Annotated in this window: 14 protein-coding genes; 1 reads left to right on the top strand and 13 read right to left on the bottom strand. The window is 61.9% G+C overall.

What is annotated here, in order from left to right; all coding sequences use genetic code 11:
- Positions 1-95 precede the first annotated feature (95 nt).
- The 8 genes from ANTHELSMS3_RS09495 to ANTHELSMS3_RS09460 all read right to left on the bottom strand — a co-directional run bounded on the left by ANTHELSMS3_RS09495 (position 96) and on the right by ANTHELSMS3_RS09460 (position 5712).
- Positions 96-1280 (bottom strand): amino acid aminotransferase, encoded by a 1185-nt coding sequence (locus tag ANTHELSMS3_RS09495; protein ID WP_094034656.1) that lies wholly within the window; start codon positions 1278-1280, stop codon positions 96-98.
- 12 nt (positions 1281-1292) lie between these two features.
- Positions 1293-2153 (bottom strand): 3-mercaptopyruvate sulfurtransferase, encoded by an 861-nt coding sequence (gene sseA / locus ANTHELSMS3_RS09490; protein ID WP_094034655.1) that lies wholly within the window; start codon positions 2151-2153, stop codon positions 1293-1295.
- A 112-nt stretch (positions 2154-2265) separates the two neighbouring features.
- Positions 2266-2595, bottom strand: coding sequence for a hypothetical protein (locus ANTHELSMS3_RS09485; RefSeq protein WP_254694894.1), 330 nt, complete (start codon positions 2593-2595; stop codon positions 2266-2268).
- A 67-nt stretch (positions 2596-2662) separates the two neighbouring features.
- Complete coding sequence (locus ANTHELSMS3_RS09480) at positions 2663-3907, bottom strand: alpha/beta fold hydrolase (RefSeq protein WP_157733474.1); 1245 nt, start codon at positions 3905-3907, stop codon at positions 2663-2665.
- Positions 3908-4026: 119 nt separating this feature from the next.
- Positions 4027-4503, bottom strand: a complete 477-nt coding sequence (smpB, locus tag ANTHELSMS3_RS09475) for an SsrA-binding protein SmpB (protein WP_094034653.1) — start codon at positions 4501-4503, stop codon at positions 4027-4029.
- A gap of 52 nt (positions 4504-4555) precedes the next feature.
- Positions 4556-4912: a hydroxyisourate hydrolase gene (gene uraH / locus ANTHELSMS3_RS09470; protein ID WP_094034652.1), complete on the bottom strand. Its 357-nt coding sequence runs from the start codon at positions 4910-4912 to the stop codon at positions 4556-4558.
- A gap of 170 nt (positions 4913-5082) precedes the next feature.
- Positions 5083-5385: a hypothetical protein gene (locus ANTHELSMS3_RS25500; RefSeq protein WP_157733473.1), complete on the bottom strand. Its 303-nt coding sequence runs from the start codon at positions 5383-5385 to the stop codon at positions 5083-5085.
- 42 nt (positions 5386-5427) lie between these two features.
- Positions 5428-5712 (bottom strand): hypothetical protein, encoded by a 285-nt coding sequence (locus tag ANTHELSMS3_RS09460; protein WP_094034650.1) that lies wholly within the window; start codon positions 5710-5712, stop codon positions 5428-5430.
- A gap of 139 nt (positions 5713-5851) precedes the next feature.
- Here ANTHELSMS3_RS09460 and ANTHELSMS3_RS09455 point away from each other — a divergent pair, with 139 nt between their 5' ends.
- A complete protein-coding gene (locus ANTHELSMS3_RS09455; RefSeq protein WP_094034649.1) occupies positions 5852-6556 on the top strand; it encodes a winged helix-turn-helix domain-containing protein in 705 nt (234 codons plus the stop codon).
- 11 nt (positions 6557-6567) lie between these two features.
- On the opposite strand, the gene ANTHELSMS3_RS09450 is transcribed toward ANTHELSMS3_RS09455, so the two are convergent.
- The 5 genes from ANTHELSMS3_RS09450 to ANTHELSMS3_RS09430 form a co-directional block, all read right to left on the bottom strand.
- On the bottom strand, positions 6568-7488 hold the full coding sequence (locus ANTHELSMS3_RS09450) for a sugar kinase (protein WP_094034648.1): 921 nt from the start codon (positions 7486-7488) through the stop codon (positions 6568-6570).
- A gap of 45 nt (positions 7489-7533) precedes the next feature.
- Positions 7534-8277 (bottom strand): SDR family NAD(P)-dependent oxidoreductase, encoded by a 744-nt coding sequence (locus ANTHELSMS3_RS09445; RefSeq protein WP_094034647.1) that lies wholly within the window; start codon positions 8275-8277, stop codon positions 7534-7536.
- Between the two features lie 96 nt (positions 8278-8373).
- On the bottom strand, positions 8374-9255 hold the full coding sequence (locus ANTHELSMS3_RS09440; RefSeq protein ID WP_094034646.1) for an NAD(P)-dependent oxidoreductase: 882 nt from the start codon (positions 9253-9255) through the stop codon (positions 8374-8376).
- Between the two features lie 39 nt (positions 9256-9294).
- Positions 9295-9627, bottom strand: a complete 333-nt coding sequence (locus ANTHELSMS3_RS09435; protein ID WP_094034645.1) for a cupin domain-containing protein — start codon at positions 9625-9627, stop codon at positions 9295-9297.
- 70 nt (positions 9628-9697) lie between these two features.
- Complete coding sequence (locus ANTHELSMS3_RS09430; RefSeq protein WP_302630584.1) at positions 9698-11998, bottom strand: DUF4962 domain-containing protein; 2301 nt, start codon at positions 11996-11998, stop codon at positions 9698-9700.
- Between the last annotated feature and the right edge of the window lie 78 nt (positions 11999-12076).

Below are 12076 nucleotides of genomic sequence, written 5' to 3'. Positions count from 1 at the left end.
AAAAATATCCCCGCCGGAGGCAGCCCCCGAGGCCGGCGGCCAAAGGCCGCCAACGAGATATAAAGCGCGGGCCCCGCAGGGCCCGCCCCTTTGGATCAGATGCCCGCCTTGATAATCGCCTGCGCCAGCAATGGCACCGACTGCGCGTTCAGACCGGCGATGTTCATGCGCGAATCGCCGACCATGTAGACGCCCGAGTCCGCGCGCAGTTTTTCGACCTGCTCGGGGCTGGCCCCAAGGCGTGAGAACATGCCGCGGTGCTGGGCAAGAAACCCGAACCGGTCTGACCCGGACAGGCGTTGCAACTCACCCGCCAGTTGTTCGCGCAGGGCCAACATGCCGGTGCGCATCTCTTCCAGTTCGGCCTGCCAGTCGGCGCGCAGGGCGTCGTCGGTCAAGACCATCGTCACCAGACGCGCGCCATGGTCGGGCGGAAAGGAAAAGTTCTGCCGGTTGAGATAGGCCAGCGTGCCTTGGTTCAGCTTTTTGGCACCCGCGTCCTGCGCCACGGCCATCAGCAGGCCGGTGCGCTCACGGTAGATGCCAAAGTTTTTCGAACAGGACGCCGCGATCAGGCATTCAGGCACCTGAGCGGCGACCCTGCGCACGCCCTGCGCGTCGTCTTCCAGCCCGTCGCCAAAGCCCTGATAGGCGATGTCGACCATGGGAGTCGCACCGGTATCCAGCAGCAGGTCAATCACCGCCTGCCACTGGGTCACGTTCAAGTTCGCGCCGGTCGGGTTGTGGCAGCAGCCGTGCAGCAGCACGATGTCGCCTTTGCCCGCCTGCGCGAGGTCGGCCATCATGCCGTCGAAGTTCACGCCACCTGTTTCGGAATCGAAATAGCGGTACATCACGGTCTCAATCCCCAGAAACTTGAGGATCGACAGGTGGTTGGGCCATGTCGGGTCACTGACGAACACCCGCACGTTGGGATTGGCCATGCGCGCCATGTCAAAGGCCTGCCGCACGGCACCGGTGCCGCCCGGCGTCGCAGCTGCGGCCACGTTCTCACGCGGGACAGTATCGCCCAGCACCAGTGCGATCATCGCATCCGAAAACCCCGGATCGCCCGCAAGGCCGGTATAGGCCTTGGTCTGTTCCGCCTGCCACAGTTGCTGTTCGGCGGATTTGATCGCGCGCATGATCGGCGTATTGCCGGTGGCATCCTTGTAGACGCCGACGCCAAGGTCGATCTTGTTGTCGCGCGGATCCTCGCGAAAGGACTGCATCAGCATCAGGATCTTGTCGGCGGGTTGTTCCTTGATCGTCTCGAACATGTCTTTCTCCGGTCAGTCGGCGGGTCCCGTGGCGACGGGCAGCGTTGCGAATGCGCCCCACTCCGACCACGAGCCGTCATAAAGTGAATGGTCTGTCTTGCCGATGCGTTCCATCGCAAGGCTGAGGATCGCCGCCGTCACGCCCGATCCGCAGGTGGTGATCGCCGGCTTCGACAGGTCGACGCCTGCGGCCTCAAACACGGCGCGCAGGGCGTCATTATCCCGCAGCGTGCCTGCCTCGGTCAGCAGGTCGCGGTAGTAGACGTTTTTCGATCCGGGGATATGGCCGGCGCGCAGGCCCTCGCGCGGTTCCGGTGCCTCGCCCGCGAAACGCGCCGGGGAGCGCGCGTCGATCACTTCGGTGTTCTTGAGCTTGGCCGCGGCAGAGACCTGTGTGACGTCGCGCACAAGGTGGGCCTGACGGCGGACGGTCATGTGACGGTCGCGCACGATCGGGTCCATGTCCTCGACCGCGCGGCCCTCGGCCTGCCATTTGGCAAAGCCGCCGTCCAGCACGGCGATGTCGTCCTTGCCCATCAGTTTGAACAGCCACCAGACCCGTGCAGAGGACAGGATTCCGGCGCCGTCGTAGACCACAACCTGATGGCCGTCGCCGACCCCCATGGCGCGCAGGCGCGACATGAACTTTTCGGCTGGCGGTGCCATGTGCGGCAGATCCGACCGGGCGTCCGAAATCTCATCAATGTCGAAAAAGCGGGCACCGGGGATGTGACCCGCAGTGTATTCCGCGCGCGCGTCCCGGCCCATATCGGGCAAGTACCAGCTTGCGTCGAGCACCCGCAGATCGGGGTCATTGAGATGCTGCGCCAGCCACTCGGTCGAGACAAGCGTCTTGGGATCGTTGACGAACATGGGTCCCCCTCAGACGTGATTACCTCGTGATTAGGCAAGAGGAGGACAGCTTGCAAGCGCGTCGCGCCGCGATCCGGTCCCCGGGGCGAAATTGCCGCCCCGGGCACGCGTTTTACTTGGCAATCATGCCGCGTACAGCGCTGACGATCGCAAGAACCACGCCGCCACCGGCGCCGCCCGCTGCGACCTGACCGATGATCGCGCCGATATCCAGACCGCCAGCATCCCCCGATGCCCCTGCCAGATCGGGTGCGCCCAGCATGCCGAGAATCGTGGCCCCAAGGCCACCGCCGACGATGCCCGAAAGCGAGTTGATCAATGTGCCTTGGTTGATGTTCTTGACCAGTCCGCCTGCGACGTTGCCACCCACCGCGCCCGAGATCAGTGCAATAATCAGTTCCATATCCATACCCTCTGCTTTGCCCACCATCGGACAGCGCATGCCTATCTCCAAGCGGCATGGCACGGCACGGGAATGCGCGCGATGCTTTCCCCGCGCCGGGTTCACGTCAACGATGGCGCAGAAAGAAGCCCTCGACCATGTCCAGCGCGGCGTTCCGTTCGCGGTCGCGTTCCTTGTAGATCTCATGAAAGGCGCCGTTGATGGCTGAAAACTGGCACACATAGCCCTTGTCCGCCGCAAGGCTGGCGGCGTTCAGGTCGTCGCAGAACCGGGTGTGCCGGGACAGATCCGGCGGCGCATCCCGGACGCCGGGGTATTGCCGGTAGGCGCGCAGGTCACGCGTGCCGCTTAGCAGCAGGATCGGGGTATCGACCATGCGCGTCAGGCTTTCGGGCGCGCGCATGTCGCGCAGAAAGCGGACAGAATCGCGCGCCCATTTGTTGGTGGTGCCGCCGATCTGCGGCCCGTCCCAGTTCTCCCCGGCGTATTCCGCCGCGCGTATCCCGCTCCAGTCAAAGCTGTCCCACATCCGGGTGCGCAGGGCAAAGCGGGCGCGGCTGCGGGTCATCACCTCTTCTGCGTCCGGCTCAAACTGGCGGGTGCCGGGTTCATATGCGCCAAAGGTCCGGGCCGAGGCATAGTCGCGGCACAATGCGCCATTCCACAGCCAGGCAATGTTACAGCGCCACCAGCCCTGCACCGCGACCCCGGTTTCGGAGTAGATCCGCAGGTTGAGCCACCGAGGCGGTTTGTCGGTGTAGCTGATGTAGTTCACATGGATCATCGCACTGACGAGCGCCGCCGCCGCAAATGGCGTCTCTCCGTCGACCTTTTGAAAATAGCCGATGGCGATGGCGCCCCCCATCGAGTTCGAGGTCAGGAACAGCGGCAGGTCAGGCCGCGCGTCAAGTGCCAGCAGATCCGCCTCTACCGCGGCGACAAACTGGGTGAAATCCTGAATGTAGTCGTCAAAATCCTCGACGTGGCTTTTGTCGGGGTCCTCCAGCAGGCGTGGGGACAAGCCCTGTCCGCGATGGTCGATCACATAGACAGGCGCAAAACCACGCGCGATGAAATCAATCGCGGTTTCGGCGTATTCATACGATGGCTCGCTGCGGCCCGGCGCGATCACCAGCGCGCCCTTGGCCCCCGGCGCACAGCCAAAGCGGCTGTAGCGCAGGCGATAACCATCGTGCGGCATGGTCAGAACGCGCCGTTCCCAGCCCGGCTGGGTGGTGGCCGGTTCAGTGGTGGTCTCGGTGCAATCGGCATCGCGCGAAAGATAGGCCAGCGTCTTTTCAAGGACCGTGGCCTCATCCAACGCTGCCACCGGCACCGCAAATACTGTCAAAAGCACAATCAGGAAATGTCGCAATGTCAAAGCGCCCCAAATCGTTCGCACCTGTGCAAACGGGTCAGTGACAGGAAATCACCTGACGCCACTCAACGTCAAGTAGATCAGTGCCTGGATCAGTGACGCTCTTTCAAAAGGCGCTGTTTCTGGCGGGCCCAATCGCGCTTGGCCTCTGTCTCACGCTTGTCGTGGTTCTTTTTACCCTTGGCGATGCCAATCTTCATCTTGGCGATGCCCTTGTGGTTGAAATACATGACCAGCGGGACCAGCGTCATGCCCTCACGTTGGGTGGCGTTCCACAGACGCGACAGTTCCTTTTTGGACACCAGAAGCTTGCGCCGGCGGCGTTCCTCGTGGCCGAACATGGCCCGTTCGTACGGGGCGATGTATCCGTTCACCAGCCACAGTTCGCTTTCCTCGACCGCCGCATAGCTTTCGGTGATGTTGGTGGTGTTCTCGCGTAGGGACTTCACCTCTGATCCGGTCAGGATGATACCGCATTCGATATCGTCCTCGATCGCGTAATCATACCGCGCGCGCCGGTTCTCGGCGATTACCTTGTAGTTCGGGTCGGACTTGGGTTTCTTGGCCATGGTCCGTCTAGATAGTCACGGATACCCGGCGTGTCCACTGGCCGCCATGCTCTCAACTGCCCCGATAGGTCGAATATCCGTAGGGCGACAGCAGCAGCGGCCCATGGTAGTGGGTTTCCTGCGCCATGCCGAAGCGGATCGGCACCTGATCAAGAAACAGCGGATCCTCGCCCGCCTGCCCAGTCGCGCGCAGATAGTCGCCCGCAAAGAAGATCAGCTCATAATTGCCGGGCTTGAATTTGTTCTGCGGCAGGATGGGCGTATCGGTGCGGCCGTCGGCATTGGTGACCGCCTCGGCGATCTTGCGATGGGAATTTCCGGACACGCGGTACAAGAGGATCTTGATGCCCTCTGCCGGACTGCCCCGTGCGGTGTCCAGAACATGCGTTGTCAGATAGCCGTCGCTCATGATCCTGTCCTTTTAGCGGGTCGGACACAGTCAGGCCCATTGGGGCGACGCGGTCAAGACCGGACCAGCACAAGCGCACCACAAGACAGGCAAAGACCCCGGACTGTGGTGCCCGGGGCCGTTCCCCCGCCTTGCACGGGGCTGCTCGACATTTTTTCGGCTGGTATTGCTTACCAGCAGCGGTTGTGGCGGCCGTTGCCGCGGCGGCAGTTATCACGACGTCCGTTCCGCTGGTTCCATTTTCCGCCTTTGCGGTGATGGTTGCGGTACACTTTGCGTTGATTGTAGTGCTGATGCACAACACGGCCCCGATTGTTGTTCTCAAGCGCCTGACCAAGGATGTACAGCCCGATCGCAGCCCCGACAAACCGCTTGGCGTTCTTGTTGTGCCCAGCCTCGACCGGCGAGGCAGCGGCTAACGACATGATGAGCGCGCCAGCGGCAAGCATGGAGGTGAAGAGTCTTGCAGACATGAGTCAATTCCTTTCGACTGAATGCATGCGAGTCCTGTCAAGTCAGGGACTCCGCACCCCAAGGTCGCTCTGATCCGACCAGCCGGGCAATATCAGGCCCCTGATATTGGATAACCGCTGTGCCAGCCCCTTCTGGTTATTGAATTTCTCGGGTTGAACAGGCAGGTTGAAACCATGTTCCAGATTGGTCGCATCATCATGCCCTCCCCCCTCTTGCGCCGCCTTTTGGCGGCCTTGGTGCTTGTCACGCTTGCCCTGCCCAGCGCCGCCGCCGCGGATTGCTATGTGCATTACAAGGCTAAACGCACCAATCCATACGGCCTGCATTATGGAATCATTCGGGTGTCCGGGGGATGCCCATCGTCGCCCGGTGGGCTTGTCCAGTCCCGGATTTCCTCCGGTGGCTGGACCATATTGAACGTGGTAAAGGTAACGACCTCTTCCCCAAGTTCATCGGAAAGACGCAGTGCAGGCTCACACTATTACCGCTAGCGAAAGCCGCCGGTCCGGCGCACGGATCGTCACCGGGGGTATCATTGCCATCGTGGCGATTCTGGCCATTGCCGGGGTGCTGCTGATCTTTACCCTGCCCGACGCCAATGCGTTCAATGGGCGGGTCGAGCGGATCTTTGTCGAGAACGACAATCTGACCAGCCAGGCCGAGGTTACGCTGCTGGAGATCCTCGCCCAGTCCGGCACCGCGTTTTCCGACGTCTTGGCCAGCTATCGGTTGGTGATCTATGTGCTGTTGGTCTTTGCCGCCGCGTTGCTGGTGGCGGCGCTGGTCTTTCTGCTCATGCTGGTGACGTTGAACCGGCGCATGGCGCAGATCGAGCGGTCGGGGATCGAGGTCAGTTCGCTGATCATTTCGCGTGAGGAAAACACGGTTTACCTGAACACGATGGGGTTCAAGCTGACCGAGGCGATGATGGAAACGCTGTCGGTGCTGGCAGAGGCGCGGCTGGACGATGAGATGTTGTCCGGTAGCCAGATTGAAGCGGTGATTTCCGGCAAGGCCGAGGCCGACTGTGATGAGGCCGCAGGTGCCACCCGGATCAAGCGGCTGCGCGACGGGCTGGGCAACCAGATGGTCAGCGAGCTGTTGGTCAAGAACATCGCCCGGCGCGGCTATATGCTGGCCATCGACAAGGGTGTGATCGAGATGGTCTAGCGCCGCTGCCGCTATGTCAGCGGCACCAGCGCCCCCTTGTGGCCGATCACCCTGGCCGCCACCCGCGCGCCAGACAGGATGGCCTGATCCACTGGCAGACCCGATGCGCGCCCGGCCAGAAACCCGGCATTGAAACTGTCGCCCGCAGCGGTCGTATCGACCACCACCTGTGCGACGGGCGGCGTCACCACCCCCTGCCCACCACCGCTGCGATAGTGAACCGGCCCGGCCCCGTTCTTGACGATGACCGTTTCGGCCCCGGCGCGCAGATAGCGGTCCGCCGTGGCGTCCGGATCGGCATCCCCGAAATGCACGGCCTCATCGTCGAAGGACGGCAGCACGATGTCGCTGACCTGCGCCGCGGCCATGATGGTCTGCGTCATCTCTGGTGCCGCGGCCCAGAGCCGGGGCCGCAGGTTGGAATCGAAGGCAATTGTGCGCCCCGCCCGACGGGCCTGCGCCACGGCGTCCAGCAGCGTTGCCCGTCCTGCGGCGTCAAGGATCGCCAGCGTGATCCCCGAGAAATAGATCAGGCCGGTCTCTTCCATGGCGCGGTCCAGCGCCCCCCGGTCGCTCGCCAGCAGCCGCGCGGCAGAGCTGTCGCGCCAATAGGAAAAGCTACGTTCGCCATCCTTGAGGCTGATGAGATACATGCCCACCGACCGTTTGGGATCGGCGGCGACAAATGTCGTATCGACCCCGGCGGCGCGCATCATCGTGGTCATGCGGTCCGACAGGCTGTCCTGCCCTACGCGGCTAAAGTACCGCACCTCTGCCTCGGTCAGAAGCTGGCGCAGATAAAAGGCGGTGTTGAACGTATCGCCTGCGAATCCCAGACGCAGCTGGTCAGCCGAGTCGCCGGGGGCCAGTTCGGCCATACATTCGCCAATCGCGAGAAACCGCAGAGGCGCGGGTGTGGTGCTCTGGGTCATGATCCCTCACATTTCGAGTTGTGCCGCCGCGCCGGGGCAAGGCGGTCAGCTGAACAGCGTGCCGCCGTTGATGTCGACGTTTGTCCCGGTGATGAACCCGGCCGCATCGCTAGCCAGAAAACACACCAGTTCTGCCACATCGTCAGAGGTGCCCTGACGCCGGGCGGGTGCTGTGGCCTCTAGCGCGCGGCGCGCTTCGTCCTTGGTGAAGATGTTGTGGAAATCGGTGTCGATCATGCCCGGACAGACCGCGTTGACGCGAATGTTTGGCCCCAGTTCCTTTGCAAGACCACGGGTCAGGGTCATGACCGCGCCCTTGGAGGTCGCGTAGGCCACCGCACCGCCGCCGCCGCCGTCCCGCCCGGCCTGACTGGCAAGGTTGACGATAGCGCCCGTTTTCATGTGCGGCAAGCACGCCTTGATCATCAAAAAGGTGCTGGTCAGGTTCAGGTCCATCACCGCCTGCCAGTGGTCCAGCGACATCTCAGAGATCGTCTTGCGGGCAATCAGACCGCCCGCATTGTTCACAAGAATGTCGATCCCGCCGAATTCCTCGACTGTCCTTGCCACCAGCGCCGCCACGCCCTCTGGCGTTGTCAGATCACCTTTCAGGGCAAAGGCTTTGCCCCCGCTGGCAGTGATCTCATCGACCACCTTGTTGGCCCCGGCATCGCTGGCGAAATAGTTGATCGCAACATGTGCGCCCTCTGCGGCCAGACGTTTGGCACATGCGCCGCCGATGTCGCGGCCTCCGCCAGTGACAATCGCGACTTTCCCCTTGAGTTTCATGACCTGTCCTTCCTGTCCCTGTGGTCTGACCCGCTGCGCGCAGCGGGTCAGTTTTGGTCAGCTGAATTGGCTCCAGCTTGACACAGTTCGCGTGGGTTACTTGGCCAGCTTCAGGAAGTAATCGAATATTTCCGGGACATTGCCGTCGCCCATACCCGCATCGACAGCGGCCTGAAGGTTATGCGAAGTGCCTTCTGCGATCTCGGCACGGGTTCCCAGATCCTCTGCCATCTTGAGGAAATACCCCAGATCCTTGTTGGCATTGTTCAGCGAGAAACCCAGATCGCTGACCCCGTCGACGGCGTAGTTCTTGCAGAACCCCATGAAGGGCGAGTTGGACGGACCCGTCGACATGATGTCGTACAGCTGCTGGCGGTCGACACCGGCGCGGTCGGCCACGGCAAAGGCCTGGCTCATGGTGCAGACGGTGGTCATTCCCATGAAGTTGTTGACCAGCTTAGTCACATGACCGTTGCCCAGCGCGCCAAGATAAAAGATGTTTTCGCCCTGCTCTTCGAGCACCGGCTTGACCTTTTCAAAGGTTTCCTTGTCGCCCCCCACCATGATGTTCAGCAGGCCGTCCGTGGCATGCGCCGGGGTCCGGCCCAGAGGCGCGTCCAGCATGGCTGCGCCCTTGGCGGCCAGATCGGCACCGATCTTGCGGGTCGAGGCCGGGATGGAGGTGCCGAAGTCGATCAGCACGGCACCCTCTTTGATGCCTGCCAGAATGCCGTTGTCGCCATAAACCAGCTTTTCGACCACTTCGGAGGTGGTCAGGCACAGCATCACGATGTCGCTGGCCGCTGCCAGTTCCTTGGGCGAGGTCGCCTCACGCGCGTTGCCACGATCGATCACCGTTTTCACGGCATCCTTGTTGAGGTCCATCACAACCAGTTCGAACCCCCGCTTTTGCAGGTTTTCAACCATGTTGCCGCCCATGAGGCCGAGGCCGATGAATCCGATGACGGGTTTGGTCATGCCATATACTCCCTAGAATTTATTATGATGTTTGATGGTTCAGAGAAAATCTTCGCGGTGCGGCGTGAAGATATCCAACAGCGTGCCTGCCTCTAGGCAGGTTGCGCCGTGTTCGATGTTGGGTTGTTTGTACAGCGAGTCGCCCGCGCCGATGACATAGGTCTCATCGCCAACGGTAAATTCGAACTTGCCCGAGATGACGTAGGTGATCTGTTCATGCGGGTGGTGGTGGCGCGCCGCCACTGTGCCGGTTTCAAAATGCACCTCGACGCACATCACGTTGTCATTATGCGCGGCGACCTTTCGTGTCAGCCCGCCCCCGGCATCGAACAGCTTGTTTTCGTTGCCGGGAAAGTAGTTTTTCACAGTCATTGCACATATCCACGCAGTAAATTTCGGTCAGGCACCGGACGGAAGGCCCGGCGCCGCTGATCGCAACAGGTCAGGTGTTCGCCAGTTTCTTCATCACTACCTTGAAGGTGTTTTCATCGGTGTCGGTGAAATAGAGGTCGGCGTCATACCCCTGATCGTCCATGAAGTTGAAGATCCGCTTCGGCTCTGCCAGACGGTAGGGCACCAGCAGGGTGGCAATCCGGTGGCGGGTGGCGGCCGGGTATTGCGCGTGCAGACAGGTGCTGACGGGCAGGCCCTCATAGTCCGCTGGATCGACGTTCGAGAACCCGGTTTCCTGGGTCAGGACCGGCTTGCCCGCCTCTGACCAGACCACCTGCCCGTAGAACCCGGCTCGTTCGCCGGTGTAGCGGAAGGTGGTTTTGCCAAGGTCATAGGGCGCGTTGGCGTGCAGCAGCCAGTCGAGGGTGACAGGGGTTTCGGCATCGACCTTGTCGACGATGACGAAATAGCTGCCGCGCACGAAATAGACCTCACGCTCGGCCAGTGTGACCTCTGGTGACAGGCTTTGATAGGCGGCGGTGGCGTCGCCCTTGATGTAGATGTGATCCTCACGCTCTTCGGCAGCAAGGATCTTGCCCGTGGCGGCCATGGCCTTGGCCTTGTCCTTGTCGGCGTACTGGCCCTTGCCGTTGATCAGGATGGCGTTCTTGGACACGGTCTGACGCCGCCAGAGCCGGTGCATGCTAGAATTGAAGGCAACGTAATAGCCGGATTGGATCGCCAGATCCTCGCCATAGGCGGCCATGCAGAATGCGTTCTGGTCGCCATGGCTGTGGCTGATCGACCCGAAGGGAGAGGATTTCATCACGAACTGGATATGCTGGTCCGGGTCGGCCATCTCATGCTGGACGCCCACCCAGCCGATGCCCTTGAAGTGGCGCATGCCTGACGGCGGGTCCGTTGCTTCGACCTGCGGGAAGTCCGTCAGGTAGGTCAGTTCGTCAAAGTTGGTGTCCCACCAGCCCCAGTTGTAGAATGCGTCTTCGGTTCCGGGATTCAGGCGGGCCAGTTCTTCATGATACCACTGATAGGCGCCGTTGCCGGTGACGCCCGCGTATTGGCGCAGGTTGATGCCGGTCTTGATGCAGGGCAGGTCGCCCTGCGTGCTGTCATCGCCAAAGGTGGCGCGGCGGGTGTTGGGGGCTTTGCAATACAGCGGGAAATCCCCGGTGTTGCGAAAGAAGGGCCGTTTGTACAGGTCAATGCCGGTGTAGGATTTGAGCCGGTTTGCCGCCTCGATCAGATAGGCCATGCCCATCATCCAGTAGTTCGTGCCCTCGGCCCAGCCGCCGTCGCTGTCCCCCCAAGGGGAATAGACGGTCGACAGGAATTCGATGCAGTAGTTCAGCCAATCGCGGGCCTCATCGTCCTCATCATCGCCCAACAGCGCAATGCAGGCCGGAACCAGCGTCAGAGAGACGGACCGCACCGCGTGGCTGTCATAGGGAAACAGGTGGATCTTGGCGTTCAGGATCGCGTGTTCAGCGATATCGCGGGTGCGTTCCAGAAGCGCGGCGCGCACCTTGGCGCGCTCCTCATCGGTCATCTGGTCATACAGCCAGTCATACCCCCATGCCAGCGCGTTGCAGACGCGATAGGCCCATTCATCGGTATAGGCGCGCGAGGTGATCCCCATGGGGTCCCAGCTGGCGGCCTCTAGCAGCCATGCCTTTGCTCGGTTCAGCATCGCGGCGTCATTGGTGACCTGTCCACCGATGGCAAGGTGGCGGATCGCGTACATCAGTTCCTGAAGGTCGATGTAGGTCTGCCGCCAGACCGGGGCGACGCGCTTGTGATCGGGATAGCCGGCGGGTTCGGCCATGACCTCACGATCCATCCACGGCAGCACAGACTCGCGGTAGAACGTCTCCCATGTGCAATGGGTCGGGTCCGCCTCGACCGTAGTGCGGAAATCCGTAAGTCGGTCAGGGGTCAGCCAGAGGCGCGGGTGGCCTTGCTCCGACTTGCAAAAGCGGGATTTACGCGAGGGCAGCGGCGACGCGGGCAGTCCCTCGGTGATGTTGAAACTGCGGGTCACGCTCCAGTTGGTGGCGGGCTTGCCCGTCTCTGCATCGCAGACCGCGTAGGACCAGTGATAAGTGCCAGGGTCCAGCACCATATCGGGCGTGAAGAAATTCAGCGGGATGCGGGTGAAATAATGTGTGCCGCCGGTGGGATAGGCCGGATCAGACGAGATGCGCAGCACATATTGCGCCTCTTCCTCGATCACGGGCAACCATGTGAAACGCGGCGGGTTCTCAACGATGTCGGTGCCTGCCTCGGGTCCGTACTGGATCGTCAGGCGGCCTGTCTTGGGTTCGTCGAGCATGGGGGTGGGTTGGCCTGGCATCGGTCCGGTATTCCTGTTTCTGGCGGTCGGGAAAGCGCGGCCGGAATCGGCCGCACT

Source organism: Antarctobacter heliothermus, from assembly GCF_002237555.1.
GTDB classification, from domain to species: domain Bacteria; phylum Pseudomonadota; class Alphaproteobacteria; order Rhodobacterales; family Rhodobacteraceae; genus Antarctobacter; species Antarctobacter heliothermus_B.
This window is presented reverse-complemented; position numbering and strand designations above follow the sequence as displayed.

Coding starts and splice junctions, on each gene's coding strand:
- ANTHELSMS3_RS09495 (WP_094034656.1), bottom strand. CDS start 1,280: ATGTTCGAGACGATCAAGGAACAACCCGCCGACAAGATCCTGATGCTG.
- sseA (WP_094034655.1), bottom strand. CDS start 2,153: ATGTTCGTCAACGATCCCAAGACGCTTGTCTCGACCGAGTGGCTGGCG.
- ANTHELSMS3_RS09485 (WP_254694894.1), bottom strand. CDS start 2,595: ATGCGCTGTCCGATGGTGGGCAAAGCAGAGGGTATGGATATGGAACTG.
- smpB (WP_094034653.1), bottom strand. CDS start 4,503: ATGGCCAAGAAACCCAAGTCCGACCCGAACTACAAGGTAATCGCCGAG.
- uraH (WP_094034652.1), bottom strand. CDS start 4,912: ATGAGCGACGGCTATCTGACAACGCATGTTCTGGACACCGCACGGGGC.
- ANTHELSMS3_RS25500 (WP_157733473.1), bottom strand. CDS start 5,385: ATGTCTGCAAGACTCTTCACCTCCATGCTTGCCGCTGGCGCGCTCATC.
- ANTHELSMS3_RS09460 (WP_094034650.1), bottom strand. CDS start 5,712: ATGCAGGCCGTATGGATTGGTGCGTTTAGCCTTGTAATGCACATAGCA.
- ANTHELSMS3_RS09450 (WP_094034648.1), bottom strand. CDS start 7,488: ATGACCCAGAGCACCACACCCGCGCCTCTGCGGTTTCTCGCGATTGGC.
- ANTHELSMS3_RS09445 (WP_094034647.1), bottom strand. CDS start 8,277: ATGAAACTCAAGGGGAAAGTCGCGATTGTCACTGGCGGAGGCCGCGAC.
- ANTHELSMS3_RS09440 (WP_094034646.1), bottom strand. CDS start 9,255: ATGACCAAACCCGTCATCGGATTCATCGGCCTCGGCCTCATGGGCGGC.
- ANTHELSMS3_RS09435 (WP_094034645.1), bottom strand. CDS start 9,627: ATGACTGTGAAAAACTACTTTCCCGGCAACGAAAACAAGCTGTTCGAT.
- ANTHELSMS3_RS09430 (WP_302630584.1), bottom strand. CDS start 11,998: ATGCTCGACGAACCCAAGACAGGCCGCCTGACGATCCAGTACGGACCC.